General features: G+C 71.6%; 12 protein-coding genes, 1 tRNA gene and 1 pseudogene. 6 read left to right on the forward strand and 8 right to left on the reverse strand.

Annotated elements, in window-relative coordinates:
* The first annotated feature begins 798 nt into the window (after positions 1 to 798).
* Together FRADC12_RS32370 and FRADC12_RS34970 are read left to right on the forward strand one after the other, a co-directional pair.
* Positions 799 to 963, forward strand: a complete 165-nt coding sequence (locus FRADC12_RS32370) for a hypothetical protein (RefSeq protein WP_198152944.1) — start codon at positions 799 to 801, stop codon at positions 961 to 963.
* A gap of 335 nt (positions 964 to 1,298) precedes the next feature.
* A pseudogene (locus FRADC12_RS34970) lies at positions 1,299 to 2,264 on the forward strand (recombinase family protein); the annotation flags it as partial.
* A 387-nt stretch (positions 2,265 to 2,651) separates the two neighbouring features.
* Here FRADC12_RS34970 and FRADC12_RS16625 read toward each other — a convergent pair.
* The 3 genes from FRADC12_RS16625 to FRADC12_RS16635 all read right to left on the reverse strand — a co-directional run bounded on the left by FRADC12_RS16625 (position 2,652) and on the right by FRADC12_RS16635 (position 3,812).
* Positions 2,652 to 2,843, reverse strand: coding sequence for a hypothetical protein (locus FRADC12_RS16625; RefSeq protein ID WP_045877330.1), 192 nt, complete (start codon positions 2,841 to 2,843; stop codon positions 2,652 to 2,654).
* Positions 2,844 to 2,875: 32 nt separating this feature from the next.
* A tRNA-Arg gene (locus FRADC12_RS16630) sits at positions 2,876 to 2,948 on the reverse strand.
* 186 nt (positions 2,949 to 3,134) lie between these two features.
* Entirely contained in the window at positions 3,135 to 3,812 is a 678-nt protein-coding gene (locus FRADC12_RS16635; RefSeq protein WP_045877331.1) for a metal-dependent transcriptional regulator, read from the reverse strand.
* 287 nt (positions 3,813 to 4,099) lie between these two features.
* On the opposite strand from FRADC12_RS16635, the gene FRADC12_RS16640 reads away from it, so the two are divergent.
* Positions 4,100 to 4,324 (forward strand): DUF3039 domain-containing protein, encoded by a 225-nt coding sequence (locus FRADC12_RS16640; RefSeq protein ID WP_041259778.1) that lies wholly within the window; start codon positions 4,100 to 4,102, stop codon positions 4,322 to 4,324.
* A gap of 239 nt (positions 4,325 to 4,563) precedes the next feature.
* Here FRADC12_RS16640 and FRADC12_RS16645 read toward each other — a convergent pair whose 3' ends face one another.
* Entirely contained in the window at positions 4,564 to 5,652 is a 1,089-nt protein-coding gene (locus FRADC12_RS16645) for a C40 family peptidase (RefSeq protein ID WP_232303851.1), read from the reverse strand.
* A gap of 474 nt (positions 5,653 to 6,126) precedes the next feature.
* Here FRADC12_RS16645 and FRADC12_RS16650 point away from each other — a divergent pair, with 474 nt between their 5' ends.
* From FRADC12_RS16650 to FRADC12_RS16660, 3 genes are all read left to right on the forward strand, one after another.
* Positions 6,127 to 7,470, forward strand: coding sequence for an ammonium transporter (locus FRADC12_RS16650; RefSeq protein ID WP_045877332.1), 1,344 nt, complete (start codon positions 6,127 to 6,129; stop codon positions 7,468 to 7,470).
* A gap of 586 nt (positions 7,471 to 8,056) precedes the next feature.
* On the forward strand, positions 8,057 to 8,398 hold the full coding sequence (locus FRADC12_RS16655) for a P-II family nitrogen regulator (protein WP_045877333.1): 342 nt from the start codon (positions 8,057 to 8,059) through the stop codon (positions 8,396 to 8,398).
* A 365-nt stretch (positions 8,399 to 8,763) separates the two neighbouring features.
* Positions 8,764 to 11,214, forward strand: coding sequence for a [protein-PII] uridylyltransferase (locus tag FRADC12_RS16660; protein ID WP_232303852.1), 2,451 nt, complete (start codon positions 8,764 to 8,766; stop codon positions 11,212 to 11,214).
* On the opposite strand, the gene add is transcribed toward FRADC12_RS16660, so the two are convergent.
* The 4 genes from add to FRADC12_RS16680 form a co-directional block, all read right to left on the reverse strand.
* Positions 11,211 to 12,254, reverse strand: a complete 1,044-nt coding sequence (add, locus tag FRADC12_RS16665) for an adenosine deaminase (RefSeq protein WP_045877334.1) — start codon at positions 12,252 to 12,254, stop codon at positions 11,211 to 11,213. The two genes, FRADC12_RS16660 and add, sit on opposite strands and share 4 nt — an antisense overlap.
* Positions 12,255 to 12,400: 146 nt before the next feature.
* Entirely contained in the window at positions 12,401 to 13,072 is a 672-nt protein-coding gene (locus tag FRADC12_RS34050) for a helix-turn-helix domain-containing protein (RefSeq protein WP_052710965.1), read from the reverse strand.
* 97 nt (positions 13,073 to 13,169) lie between these two features.
* A complete protein-coding gene (locus tag FRADC12_RS16675) occupies positions 13,170 to 13,532 on the reverse strand; it encodes a cupin domain-containing protein (RefSeq protein ID WP_045877335.1) in 363 nt (120 codons plus the stop codon).
* Between the two features lie 34 nt (positions 13,533 to 13,566).
* Positions 13,567 to 14,169 carry an ATP-dependent Clp protease proteolytic subunit gene (locus FRADC12_RS16680; RefSeq protein WP_045877336.1) on the reverse strand — a complete coding sequence of 201 codons (603 nt, stop codon included), beginning with the start codon at positions 14,167 to 14,169 and terminating at the stop codon, positions 13,567 to 13,569.
* Between the last annotated feature and the right edge of the window lie 105 nt (positions 14,170 to 14,274).

Here is a 14,274-nt window from a genome sequence, read left to right on the forward strand (position 1 = left end):
TCCGGCGGAAAGCACGCCGCCCAGCAGGTCGCTGGGCCTAACACCCGCACACCCTGTTGCACAACGTTCGAACAACTCTGGAGATCGACTGGCGGAAAATGGGGGTCAAAATCGGGTTTCTTATGTAGCTGCGGTTCCAGCCGCGCGGAAGGAGGACCTCCTGTGACCGACCCTGCCCACGCTGATCCGGACCGTTCCCCCGCCCGTGACCAGCCCCGCCCCGCCCGACCCCTATCCCCTGCGCCACAGCACACGGTCGACGCCGGGCCTGGCGCCGCGCCCGCGGGCAGCCCGCGTCCGTCCCCCGACCCGCCGCCGGTCGGCGTGCGGTCCGGGGGTTGGTCCGGGTCCGGACCCGGCTCCTTTCCCGGTCGGTCCTCCGCCTCCGGCGTAGATGGGAATCCGGACCCGGCTCCGGCGATTGTGTGTCCGCGGTCCATTCCTGGATCGGAGTATTTCCCGTGTTTGCGGGGTTCCCTTCCCGACCGTCCGGAGGTTATTCTTGTGGTCAATGAGCCGGATACTGCCCCGTGCCCTGCTGGGAGCGGCTGCCCCATCCTGCCGACCTCCACTTCTGCCCCGTCGTTTCCCGCGACGCCGGGAGGCGCCCTGACAGCGGCCGGCGCCCCCGAAGGCAGCGGCGACCCTCGGATCACCCGGCGCGCCGACGAGCGGGCTGGCCGGATCGCGCCGACCACCGAACACCCGAACGGGTCGGTGGGGGAGCGGCCCGAGGGGCCGGATGCGCGAGTCCTCGCGTTGCGGCCTCGGTCGCGGGGTGGGTCGGGCCGGCGGTGGGTGTTCCACGGCGAGGTCCAGACGATCACCGGTCCGGAAGCCGATCGGATTCGGGCGGAGTTGGCGGACGTGATCCGTGATCTTCTGCTCTGGGCCGCCGGACAAGACCACGGCGGCGGCGCGGCGCGGGACGGTGGCGCAGCGGAAGAAGGGGAGGCGGCGTGATCGACCCTGGTCATCTGTCCCGGGCGGCCGACCCAGGTCGTCCGGGACTCGGCCCGGCGAACCGGGCGACGGACCCGGCGCGTCCGGCGAGCCCGGCCCTGTCGGACCTGGCAGTGTCGCCGTTCGCGTTGCCGCTGGCGTTGCTGGAGCGGGAGGTCCGGGTCGCGTTCGCCGGGCGGACCTCGACCGAGGAGCAGCAGGACCCCCGCCAGTCACTGATCCGTCAGCTGGACCGGGCGAAGTCCGCGCTACCGGAGACGTGGGTGATCGTCGCCCACTACTACGACGTCGAGTCCGGCCGCAAAGACCTCGCGGACCGCGGCCACGGGGCGGACGTGTCCCGGTTCGACATCCCGATCCCCCGCGACGGAGGCATCGACGATCTTCTCGCCGAGGCTTCGCATCCGAACCACAGGTTCGATGTGGTGATCTGTGAGTCGATGTCGCGGATCGCCCGGCGGATGTACGAGACCCTCGCGATCGAACGCCAACTCGAAGCGGCCGGAGTCGCGCTCCTGGCGTGGAACGAGCCGATCAAGGTCGACGGGCCGCGGGCCTCGCAGATCTTGCAGCGACGGATCAACCAATCGGTCGCCGAGTACGAGGTCTGGCAGACCCTCGAAAGCTCCTGGGGTGGGCTGTGCACCCATATCCGGGACGGCTGGAACATCGGGAAACCGCCGCATGGCTACCGGGCCAAGATCCTCCGGCATCCGAACCCGGCGAAAGCCGACCGGGGGGCGACGAAGACCCGCCTCGAACCCGACGGGCTGCGCGGGGAGACGGTCACGCAGATGGCGCACTGGCGCTACTACCGGAAACTCGGCTACGGGGCGATCGCCGAGGCGCTCAACGCCGACCCGGAACGCTGGCCGCCGCCCGAGCCAGTCGGCGGGGCGCACCGGGCCCGCGGCGCCTGGGGCAGGTCCACGGTCGCGGACATCCTGTCCAACCCGAAGTACACCGGCTACCAGGTGTTCAACCGCCGGGCGAGCCGGTCGCGGCACGGGGCGGTCAACGGGCCGGAGAAGTGGGTCTGGTCGGACAAGCCCGTCCACGAACCGCTGATCCCGAAGTGGATGTTCGACGAGCTCAACGCCCACCGCCAGGACCGGCGCGGCTCACGCCAGACCAACACGTTGAACAGCCATCCCGCGAGCAAACGAACATATGTGTTCCGGGGGATGGTCCACTGCACCTGTGGGCGGCGGATGTTCGGCAACGTCCGCGAACCCGGCGCACCCGTCTGGTACATCTGCTGGCCCCGCGCCGCCAACCGAGGCCGCGACGACAAGCTCGACGGGCATCCCAAGACCGTCCGCATCCGCGAGGACGTCCTCGAAGCCGCGATCGCCGACTTCTACGCCGAACGGGTCTTCGGCCGCAGCCGGATCACCCTGCTCACCGCGGACATGGCCAGCTACGACGACCGCGCCGCCCAGGAACGCGACGCCGAACGCGGCCGGCTCCACAAGAAGACCGACGACCTGACCCGCCGGCAAGCCAACCTCCTGCGCCAAGCCCAAGACGGCGACCCCGACGACCCGTTCACCCAAGGACTGCGCGCCACCTACAACCAGCTCGACGCCGAACGCAAGATCACCGAGGCGAAGATCCACGAACTCGACGAAGCAGACGCCGCCGAACCCGACAGGCCCGGCCCCGACAACCTCCGACTCCTCGACGCCCTACCAGAGCTGAGGCTCAAGCTCCACCAGGCACCGGAAGCCCTGCAGCGACGCCTCTACGAACTGACCCAGCTCACCGTCCAGCTCGACCACGAAAGGCAGGAAGTCCAGATGACGATCAAAATTCCGGCCGTCGACCTCGACCAGGTCGCAGCCCTCGCGGAAGGCACCACCAACGCCCCCGGACCCCACACAGGAACTCTCTCTCGCGTGGATGCTGTACGTGCCCCCGGCAGGAATCGGACCTGCGGCCTACCGCTTAGGAGGCGGTCGCTCTATCCACTGAGCTACGAGGGCGGGCGCATCGGCCGGAGCCGGCTGAAACCGGATCATGCCGCGTGTCGACCAAGCAAGAGTACGCCGGATCGCCCGCAGGGCCGCGACCCAGGTACGACAGGCCGTCCGGCCGGAGGTGGGAGACAACACGAGGCATCACGTCAGGCGCCGCTGGGCCAGGTTCAGCGGCCCCGATCAAGGGCGCGACTACTGGACGTAGACGAGGGAGGCGGTTCGGCGGTCGATCTGGGCGGGCTTGTCGATGTTCTGGTGGATCCTCACGATGTCGCCGGCGGACTCGATGACTATCGGGGCGCCAGGGACGATGCCGGCCTCCTGGAGGCGGCGCATGACGTCCTCGTAGCTCTGTAGCCGCTCCGAGATCCAGCCGACGGTGACCGGCTTGGCCTGCCCGGCCGCGCCGTCCGCGGTGGAGAGCAGGCTCGCCGGGATGCCGCTGCCGACCGCGAGCTGTTCCACTGCGGGTGGGATCTCGTTGCCGAACGGACAAACTTTCGGGTCGCCCAGTAGCACCGTCAGGCGTGCTTCGACCTCGTCGGAGATGACGTGCTCCCAGCGGCAGGCCTCGTTGTGGACGAGAGCCCAGTCGAGGCCGATGACCTTGGTGAGCAGCAGCTCGGCAAGGCGGTGCTTGCGCATCACCGCGGTGGCCCGAAGCAGGCCCTTGTCGGTGAACTGGACGGTCCGGTCCTCGGCGAGCGAGACCAGGCCTTCGTGCGCCAGCCGAGCCGTCGACTCGCTGGCGGCGGGAGCGCTGACATGTAGCCGCTCCACCAAGCGCGCGCGTAGCGGCGGGATGCCCTCTTCCCGTAGCTCGTACAGGGTACGGAGGTACATCTCGGTACTGTCGATCAGTGCAGTCACCGGCCTCCTTCGTTCGCTACCAGGGTACGCCGGCACTCGCCGCTACAAGAGCCCCCAGGGGCGTGCCGACGCACCGGGCCGACCGGGCGCGCCGTCAGAACGGCCCTTGACAACAGTCTCCTGGGCTGCCCGGGCTTGCCACCCGGCGCGTCAACGGCAACAACCCGACGGACGGCCGCTTCCACCGGTGCGTCGGGGCCGGATTCCGGCCTGGATGGCCACCGGGACCGGGGCACGCGCCGAATCCCCTGCCGGCGGGAAGCGCGGCCGAGAACTACACTCGACGGGTGAGCACCACGCAGATCCGGCCAGAGACGTCCGACACGCGTACGGGCGAGGGCGACGACTACTCCCACTTCGCCCGCCGTGAGGACATCGTGCGGGCCTCCATTGAAGGCGGCCGAGTGACCGCGCTGTGCGGCTTCAAGTTCGAGCCGGTCCGGGACCCGAGCCGCTTCCCGGTCTGCCCGAAGTGCAAGGAGCTCGTCGAGATGGCCGAGCAGTTCGGTTAGAGGCTCGCCCGACGCAGCACCAGCCCGGCCGGACCGTTCACGGCTGGGCTTTCGGCGGCCTCCACCGCGGCACGCCCCCGGTTCTCGACGAGTTCTGGTGCCGGTAAGGCCGCACCGGCCTCCCGTGGCCCCCCCGCCCCCACGGCCAGGGCCACGAGGACGTCAGCGCCGTTCTGGAGGCCGTCGCGGCCAGCCCGAGCCCCGAAGCCGGGGCCTGAGCCGGGCCGCTGGGACGGCGGTCAGCCGCCAGGGCGGATGCCGCCCTGGAACACGTTCCACCAGACGTTCTCGATCCGGACGACGGCGCCGGTGTGCGGAGCGTGGATCATCTGACCGTTGCCGATGTAGATGCCGACATGGTCGAGGCTCGCGTCGAAGAAGACCAGGTCACCGGGGATCAGCTGGTCGCGGGTGACGTGGCGCCCCGCGTTCCACTGGTCGCCGGTGTAGTGCGGCAGCTGGACGCCGGCCTTCGCCCAGACCCACTGCGTGAGCCCTGAGCAGTCGAACGTGTCGGGGCCGGCCGCCCCCCACACGTAGGCCTTGCCGAGCTGCTTGTAGGCCTCGGCCACGGCGGCCGCGGCTCCGCCGCTGCCGGTGGCCGCTGCCGCGGGTGCCGGGGGCGTGACCGGCGCCGCGGCGAACGCGCCCGCTGCCTGCCCGACGAGCGCCGACTGCTGGCGCAGCTGGACCTGCTGGTCCGCCGCCTGCTGGGCGATCCGCGCCGCCGCGGCCGCCGCGGCCTGCTGGCGGGCGCGCTGGGCCGCGGCGGCCTCCTCCCGGGCCTTCCGCTCGAGGTCGGCCTGCTTGCTGACCAGGCCGTCGAGCAGGCCCTTCTGGCGGGCCGCGGAGGTCTCGATGATCTGCTTCTGTGTCGCGACGTCGTCGAAGGCAGCCTTCGCCGCGGCCAGCGATGCCTGCGCGTCCATCCGTGCCTGGGTGAGGTCGACCCGGGCCAGCCGTTCCTGGGTCTCGGCGGCGCCGGCCCGGCGGGAGAGGGCGTCCAGCGCGCCGACGCGGTCGAGCGCGCTGCCCGGATCACCGCCCAGGATCGCCGAGAGAGTGTTCAGACCGCCCGCACGGTAGGCCGACGCGGCGAGGTCGCGCCGTTTTCGCACGACCTCCTGGACGGTCTGGTCGGCGCGGGTGACGCGCTGCACGGCGTCGTCCGCGGCGGCCTGGGCCCGCTCCAGCCGCAGCCGGCCGGCGTCGAACGCCTCGGTCGCCGCCGTCAGCTGGGCGTCGAGCCCGGCCAGCTGGTCGCGGACGGAGGCGATCTGGGCCGTCAGCCCGGCGATCGTGTCGGGTGCGCCAGACGAGGACGGCACGGGCTGCGCCCAAGCGGGTGACACCCCAGGAGCGAGGGCCAACCACCCGGCGATCAGAAATCCCAGCAGACCGCGGGACCCCGGAGGCCGGCCGCGTCGGACGGATGCGGTCGTGACCTTGACGGGCCAACACCGCGGCTTCTGCGGGTCCTGAGACAGACCACAGCCACTATGGGGGCCCTCCGATCGTGTATTGCACACGGCGCGTCACAGTAACTGTCCGAAGTTGTACAGTCACGCATCTGCGCTGATCGACACGGAGAGTCTCCGGACACCCACTGCAGGCACACCGTCCTCGACCACCAGCGGCCCAATTTAGCGAATTCACACACCAGAAACAGGGCGGTCACTGGTCTGGAACAGCGCCTAAAGAACCTTCGACACCGGAGGATCCGGGACGAGTGCCGCGAGCAGGCGAACCGGGGACCGTAGTCCGCGCGGCGGCTCGCGCGGGGGGAGTACGACGGGAGAGATATGTCCCCACAAGAACTACAGGACGCAGTCACCAACGCAGGCCTGTCCGCGAACGACGCCTGGATGCTCGCCAGCTCCGCGCTGGTGCTCTTCATGACGCCGGGACTCGCCTTCTTCTACGGTGGCATGGTCCGCAGCAAGCACGTTCTCGGCATGCTGATGCAGAACTTCTTTACGATCGGCATTGTCACGCTGGTCTGGGCACTGGTCGGGTACAGCATCGCGTTCGGCCCGGACGCCAACGGCTTCTTCGGTGGCTTCCACTACGCCGCGATGCAGCACCTGGGTGACCCGACCGCGATCGGGTCGATCAACCCGCAGGGCAGCGCCACCCACCAGACGGTGTTCGTCGCCTTCCAGATGATGTTCGCGATCATCACACCGGCGCTGATCACCGGCGCGACGGCGGACCGCCTCAAGTTCGGCGCGTTCTGCCTGTTCGTCACCCTGTGGTCGGTTCTGATCTACTCGCCGATCGCCTACTGGGTCTGGAACGCGAACGGCTGGCTGTTCAAGCACGCCGTCATGGACTTCGCCGGTGGAACGGTCGTCCACGCGAACGCCGGTATCGCGGGTGTCGTCTTGGCGCTCGTGCTCGGCAAGCGCCGTGGCTGGCCCGGCGGCGACTTCCGTCCGCACAACGTTCCGTACGTCGTCCTCGGCGCCAGCATCCTGTGGTTCGGCTGGTTCGGGTTCAACGCCGGTTCGGGTGCGGGCTCCGGCTCGCTGGCGGGCTGGGCGTTCCTGAACACCCAGATCGCCACCGGTGTGGCCTCGCTCGCCTGGGTCGGGGTCGAGTGGCTGCGTGACGGCAAGCCGACCACCCTCGGTGCCGCTTCTGGTGCCGTCGCCGGTCTGGTCGCCATCACCCCGGCCTGTGGTTTCGTCTCGCCGATGGGCGCGATCGTCGTCGGTGTTCTCGCCGGCGCGCTCTGCGCTCTCGCCACCGCGATCAAGGGCAAGGTCGGCATCGACGACGCCCTCGACGTCGGCGCGGTCCACCTGGTCGGCGGTGTCCTCGGCGCCCTGCTGAACGGCTTCCTGGCCACCACGGACGTCAACCCGCTGGGCAAGGACGGCGTCCTGTACGGCGGGCCTTGGAGCGTCCTCGGCTGGCAGGCCATCGGCGTCGGCGCGACCCTTGGCTACTCGGCCATCGGCACGCTGATCCTGGGCCTGTTCATCCGGTACGTGGTCAAGGGCCGGCTGAGCGAAGAGCACGAAGAGATCGGCATGGACGAGGTCCTGCACGGCGAGTCCGCGTACCAGTACAGCTCGATCGGCGGCGCGGGTACCGTTTCCTCCCCGGCTCCGTCGCTCGTGCCTGAAGACGCACAGGCCTGATCGGTCGCGTCACGGTGGTCTGACCCGGGGCGGCGGAGGTTCTTCCTGCGCCTCCCTGGGCGGCCCCACGGTTCGATGGGCGAGGGTGTGCCGAAATCGGCACACCCTCGCCTTTTTGTGCCTCAGGATGTCTGAAAAGGATTCTTTGGTCTTCTCGGCGGTACCCGCGAGCGCGCCCGCCCCGGCGCCGTGGGCAGCGCTTTCCCGCGGCTGAAGGTCCGTGGGCGGCGCGTCTTTGCGAGACGCTTTCTGGCCATCGTCGGCCTGGAGCCGGTCGTGTCACTGTGGGTGTTCACTGGTCGCGCTCGCGCGGTGGCGGTGGCGGTGACTACTCCACGTAGCCGCGGGTCGGCGACCCGAAGACCTGGCGCGGTCGCTGTGGGCGATCCGCCGTTCGGCCCCGCGGTCGAGGGGGAGAGTGGTCCTGGTGGGCCAGGTCCGTCGATGGTTGTGGTGAGAGAAGGCTTTTAGGTTCACTTTGGTCGGCGGTGGCGGTAGCGTCGCCGGGTCCGGTCGGTTTCGGCACACCGGACCGGACGCAGGCCTGACCAAGGGGGCTCGGGTCTGACAAGGGAGAGGAACAGCAATGACCAAGCTTGTCACCGCGGTGATCAAGCCGTTCAAGGTCGACGACGTCAAGGCGGCGTTGGAGGCCCGGGGCGTGCACGGGCTCACGATCTCCGAGGTTCAGGGATACGGCCGCCAGAAGGGACACACGGAGGTCTACCGAGGCGCCGAGTACAAGGTCGACTTCGTACCGAAGATCAAGGTCGAGGTCGTCGTGGACGACGAGGTTGTCGACGACCTCGTGGCCGTGATCACCAAGGCCGCCCAGACCGGCAAGATCGGCGACGGCAAGGTGTGGGTCGTGCCCGTCGAGACCGTCGTGCGGGTCCGCACCGGCGAACGCGGCTCCGACGCCCTCTAGAACCGACGTCGGCCAGCGGCGAGACCGTCGTGGCCGCCCGTCAGGCGCCCGCGCGACCGGCGCCGCCAGAACCTCCGGCCGCGGCCGCGGCCGGAACGCGTACCGAGGCTCGGGACTCCCGGGCACTCCCGACCGCTCCCGCCGCGCCCGCTGGGTGACGGCCTGACAAGCGGGGGGCTCGCCGTCGGTGAGCCCTCCGCTTTTCGCTGCCACTGACGTCTCTGCCCTCGACGTCATTGCGTGGATGTGCCTGCCCTGCCGGTCCGGAGAACGTGGACCAGGCGCCGTGGGCGTCGTCCCGCCTGCCCGATTCGGTAGATAAGCGTGCCTCGGGCAAGGATCTGACTGAGCTGACGGATCTGGAGATGGTCGCGGTGGATCGGCCGACTGGTCATCCCGGCCCCGGCGCCGCCTCGGCACCGGGCGCGGGCAGCCCCGACGCGGTCGCCGGGCTGGCGGCGCTGCGCGGTCGCGATGACTCCTTCCCGGAACTCGTCGGCGCCCCGCTGCGCGCCGCGCTGACCGATCGCGCGGACACGGCGCTGCGCGCGTTGTTCGGCGACCCGGGCCCCGGCGTCGCGCTCATCGCGGTCGGTGGCTACGGCCGCCGCGAGCCGGCCTTCGGCACCGATCTCGACCTGGTGCTCGTACACGACGGCAAACGCGGCTCCGACTCGCTTGCCGCGCTCGCCGACGGGATCTGGTACCCCGTCTGGGACGCCGGGATCCGCCTCGACCACAGCGTCCGTACCGTCGACGAGGCGGTGTCGGTGGCCGACAGCGACCTCAAGGCGGCGCTCGGACTGCTCGACGCCCGCCTGATCGTCGGCGACGAAGCACTCGCCACCCGCCTCGTCGAGGCCGCCCGGACCCGCTGGCGGGCCCGGGCTCACCGGCGGCTGCCCGAACTGGCCGAGTTCCAGGCCGAGCGGGCCCGGCGGGTCGGAGAGGTCGCGTTCCTGCTGGAGCCGGACCTCAAGGAGGGCCGCGGCGGCCTGCGCGACGTGCAGGCGCTGCACGCGCTCGCCACCGCCTGGGTCGCGGAGCCGCCAGGTGAGCGGGTTCGCGCGGCCCAGCACCTGCTGCTCGACGTCCGGGGCGAGATCCGCCGCGTCGCCGCCGGCCGCGACCAGGACCGGCTGCTGCTCCAGGACGGCGACGCGGTCGCCGCCGCCCTCGGCTACCGCGCCGGCGGCGGCAGCCAGGAACCCGACCAGCCCGGCGAGCCCGACTCGTTCGCGCTCGCGCACGCCGTGGCGGACGCCGGCCGAGCCATCTCCTGGACCTGGGACACCACCTGGAACCAGGTCAGCGGCGCGCTGCGGTCCCGCTCCCGGTGGCGTGCGGCCCGGCCGACCCGGCGCCCGCTGGACGCCGGCGTCGTCGAACAGGACGGCGAGGTGCAGCTCGCCCGCGACGCCGACCCGGCCAGCGACCCGGCGCTCGTGCTGCGCGCCGCCGCCGCGGCGGCCCGCGCCGGCATCCCGCTGGGCCGCTACGCGATCGACCGGCTCGCCCGGGACGCCAGGCCGCTGCCCGACCCCTGGCCGCCGGCCGCGCTCGACGCGCTCGTCGCCCTGCTCGCCGCCGGTGACAATGCCGTCCCCGTGCTCGAGTCGCTCGACCAGGTCGGCCTGCTCGTCCGGGTCCTGCCCGAATGGGCGGCCGTGCGCAGCCGCCCGCAGCGCAACCCGTACCACCGCTACACCGTCGACCGGCACCTGATCGAGGCGGCGGCGAAGGCGGCCCAGCACACCCGCGAGGTCGACCGGCCCGACCTGCTGCTGCTCGGCGCGCTGCTGCACGACATCGGCAAGGGCTACCCCGGTGACCACACCGATGCCGGCATCCTGATCGTGGAGAAGCTCGGGCCCCGCCTCGGCCTCCCGCCGGACGACGTCGACGTGCTGGTCGCGATGGTCCGCCACCATCTGCTGCTGCCAGACTCGGCGACCCACCGCGACATCGACGACCTGGCCACGGTCGAGGCCGTCGCGCAGGCGGCCGGCAGCATCCGGGTACTCGGCCTGCTGCACCGGCTGACCGAGGCGGACTCGAAGGCGACCGGCCCGACGGCCTGGAGCGCCTGGAAGGCGCGTCTCATCAGCGACCTGGTCGTGCGGGCGACGGCCGTCCTCGGCGGCGGCCCGGTGCCGTACCCCGGGGAGCTCAGCGACCGGCAGCGTGCCCTGCTCGCGCTGCCCGACGAGCATCTGGTGCAGGTCAACAAGCTGCCCGACGAGGGCATGTACGAGATCGTGGTGCTCGCCCCCGACCACGTCGGCCTGCTCGCCGTCACCGCTGGCGTGCTCGCGATCAACCGGCTCGACATCCGCCGGGCCTCGGCGCGCGGCGCGGACGGCCGGGCGCTGCTGCAGGCCGCGGTCGCGGCGACCCACGGGCAGGAGCCCGACCCGCGCCGGCTGCTCGCCGACGTCCGCCGTGGCCTGGAGGGCCGGCTCGACGTCGCGGCCCAGCTCACCGCCCGCGAGGAGGCCTACGCGACCCGCCGGCCCTGGCGCACCCCCGGGCCGCCGCGGGCGACGTTCGACGACTCCGGCTCGCGGACGGTGCTGGAGGTGCGGGCGCCCGACCGGGCCGGGGTGCTGTTCCGGATCGTGCGGGCGCTCGCCGGCGTCGGCATCGACGTGCACACCGCGATCGTCGCGACGATCGGCCTGGACGTCGTCGACGCGTTCTACATCCAGGAGGCCGACGGCGCCGAGGTCGTCGGCGAGGCCCGCCGCCGCGAGGTCGGCGACGCGGTCGCGGCCGCCCTCACGACCGCCGACCCCCCGGCGCCGGAGGCGGGCTAGCGCCCCTGCTGGTCCGGGCCGGCGAGGGCCGCGTCGAGTGCGTCGAGCTGGCTGGTGAACTCGGCGCGCAGCGCGGCCTTGTCGGTGTCGTCGAGCCAGGTGGCGTCCACGCCGTTGAGGACCAGGGTGCGGACGGTCTTCTGGTCGTACCCGAGGGCCGTGCACAGCTCGACGTACTCCCGGCCGATGTCGGTGTCGAACATGGTCGGGTCATCCGAGTTGAGCATGACGTTCAGGCCGGCGGCGACCATGCCCTTGATCGGGTGGGCGGTCAGGTCCGGCCAGCCGTAGACGACGGCGGTCGATGTCGGGCAGCAGGTGAAGTAGATGCCCTCGTCCTTGCAGCGGTTCAGCACGCTGGCGTCGGCCAGGATGTGGTAACCGTGGTCGATCCGCTCGCAGCCGAGCACGTCCAGGCAGGTGGTGATGTTGACAGGCGGGGCGTCCTCGGAGGCGTGGCTGGTCAGCCGCAGGCCACCGGCCTTGGCCGCCCGGTAGGCCGCGACGAACTTCTCCGGCGGGTCGGGCGCCTCGGCGCCGTCCATCCCCAGGCCGATCAGCTCGTCGACCCGGTTCGCCAGCACCTCCTCGACCATCTGCCTGGCCAGCTCCGGCGCGTCCTGCCGGTAGACGTCGGCGATCAGCTTGCAGCGCACGCCGAAGTCGGTCTCGGCCGCCCTGATGCCGTCCACCAGGCCGTTGATGACGGTCGCCATCGGGATGCCGCGGCGGGTGTGCAGGGTGGGGTTGAAGAACATCTCCCGGTAGCGCAGGTTGCCCAGCCGAACCCCGTCCTCAAGGGACTCGTAGGCGCACCGGGCGAAGTCCGTGCGGTCGATCAGGGTCGACGACACCATGCCGAAGATCTTCAGAAACTCGTAGATGGTGTCGTAGTCGTAGAGCCGGGCCACCTCGTCGGTCGGCAGCGCCACCTCGTGCTTGCGGGCCAGGCCGGCGAAGGTCGCCGCCCGGACTGTTCCCTCGAAGTGGCAGTGCAGCTCGACCTTCGGCACCTTGCGCAGGTACTCGGGATAGTCCATCGCTCGCCTCCACAGACACGGAGCCGCGGGCCGCATGTCTGGGCGGCCGGGCGGACCCACGCTAGGATGCCGGGAGCGTCGTTGTCGTTTCGGTGCGGGAAAGTCCAGGTCACGCGTGGCCTGGGCCGGCGCGCCGGCCCAGGCGGCTAGACCAGGAGAAGCGGCACGGTGACCCCATGGGTCGTCCGCGCGTGGGCCGGGCAGCCCCGGACCGCGTGACGTGGCCCGCTCGGCCGTGCGCCCGCACGGGGCGGCCGCCGGACCGCGGTAGCCGGGACGATCGGCGCCCGGGTCGCCCCGGCCGGGCGCCGTCGGCGCCGGCCCAGCGGGACGGGGAGAAGCTGGCCGGTCATCGGCAGGGGTGCGCCGAGCTGGCAGGTCGGGCCCGACTGGGACTGTCGTGACGTCTGGGCGGGCGCGATCACGACCAGCCGGCGCAGCGGCGCCGCCGGGGCTCCCGGTCGGGCCGCCGAAGCAGAGGCGGCACCCGCGGCCCCAGCCCGAGCCGGCGTCCGCGGGCCCTGGGCCGGCCGGCGTGGCCCCGGTGCCGGGACGGGCCGGCGCTCCAGCGCGAGCAGCTCACGGCGGACCTGTTCGAGCAGGTCGCTCAGCCGCACGTCGAGCCCCTTGCAGACCGCGGCGAGCACCTCGGAAGATGCCTCCTTGCGGCCTCGTTCGACCTCGGAAAGGTAAGGGATGGACACCCGCGCGGCGGCGGCGACGTCGCGCAGCGTCCGGCCCTGGTCGGTCCGGTAGCCACGCAGCGCGTCCCCGACCAACCGGCGCAGCAGCGGTGGCGCCTCGCCCGACTCGGCCATCCGCCGCCTCCCCAGGGTTCCAGCCCGCAGGCCTCGTTCGCACCGATCGTAGGCCGGCCGGATGGGCCAGGTCCGGCAACCCCGGGAAGGGGTGGGCTCAGTCGTCCCGGTGGGCGGTGTCGGGCGCGAAGGCGGGCAGGCAGACCGAGAGGTAGTCGGCGCCGTCCGCGCCGAGCGTGCTGTAGCGCACCCACTCGCCGGCCGCGGTGTGGATGGCCTGGCCGGCGCCGACGTCCACCCGCCCGCCCGAGTGCTCGACGGTGACGACCCCGCGCAGCACCAGCGTGTACTCGTCGAACTCGGGGCGCTGGCCCGGCTCCTCCCAGCCGCCGGGAGCGGTCATGTGGGCGATGCTCACGCCGGGCGTCCCGGTGTTCACCCGCCCGACGTACTCCCGGATGATCTTCGGAAGATTGCCGGCGGCCTCGATGATGGTCGGCTTCTCGATGAAGGTGGGCATACGGACATCTTCGCCGAGGCGCCGGTGGGCCTGCTCAGGTGCGGTAGCCGAAGGGGGACTCCGCCGGGACGGCGCGGGCCGAGGCCACCACCTGGTCGACGAGACCGTAGTCCCTGGCCTCATCCGCGGTGAACCAGCGGTCCCGGTCGGAGTCACGGTCGATCTGCTCGACGGTCTGGCCGGTGTGGAAGGCGGTCCGCTCCTGGATGACCCGCTTGGTGTGCAGCGTCTGCTCGACCTGGATCGCGATGTCCGACGCGGTTCCGCCGATGCCGCCGGACGGCTGGTGCATCATGATCCGGGCGTGCGGCAGCGCGTACCTCTTGCCCGGAGTGCCGGCGCAGAGCAGGAACTGCCCCATCGAGGCGGACAGGCCCAGCGCGACGGTCGCGATGTCGTTGTCCAGGTACTGCATGGTGTCGTAGATCGCCATCCCGGCGGTCACGACGCCGCCCGGCGAGTTGATGTACAGGAAGATGTCGCGACGCGGGTCCTCGGCGCCGAGCAGAAGCAGCTGCGCGCAGATCCTGTTCGCGACCTCGTCGTCGACGGCGGAGCCGAGGAAGATGATCCGCTCTCGCAGCAGGCGCTGGAACACCTGCTGGCCCAACCCGAACTCGTCCGATCCCTCGGCCATCTGCTCCTCCGGCGGCTGTGCCCGTCGGGCCTCGCGACCTACGCGAGTGCGGTCCCGTCCGGTAAGCCCAGCCTGCCCCGCCGGGCCCCCACCTCGGCCGATCCT

Source organism: Pseudofrankia sp. DC12 (genome assembly GCF_000966285.1).
Classification (GTDB): domain Bacteria; phylum Actinomycetota; class Actinomycetes; order Frankiales; family Frankiaceae; genus Pseudofrankia.

Bases quoted from the DNA above. Each gene is read 5' to 3' on its own strand.
- FRADC12_RS16650 (WP_045877332.1), top strand. From the start codon at position 6,127: ATGTCCCCACAAGAACTACAGGACGCAGTCACCAACGCAGGCCTGTCC.
- FRADC12_RS16655 (WP_045877333.1), top strand. From the start codon at position 8,057: ATGACCAAGCTTGTCACCGCGGTGATCAAGCCGTTCAAGGTCGACGAC.
- FRADC12_RS16660 (WP_232303852.1), top strand. From the start codon at position 8,764: ATGGTCGCGGTGGATCGGCCGACTGGTCATCCCGGCCCCGGCGCCGCC.
- add (WP_045877334.1), bottom strand. From the start codon at position 12,254: ATGGACTATCCCGAGTACCTGCGCAAGGTGCCGAAGGTCGAGCTGCAC.
- FRADC12_RS34050 (WP_052710965.1), bottom strand. From the start codon at position 13,072: ATGGCCGAGTCGGGCGAGGCGCCACCGCTGCTGCGCCGGTTGGTCGGG.
- FRADC12_RS16675 (WP_045877335.1), bottom strand. From the start codon at position 13,532: ATGCCCACCTTCATCGAGAAGCCGACCATCATCGAGGCCGCCGGCAAT.
- FRADC12_RS16680 (WP_045877336.1), bottom strand. From the start codon at position 14,169: ATGGCCGAGGGATCGGACGAGTTCGGGTTGGGCCAGCAGGTGTTCCAG.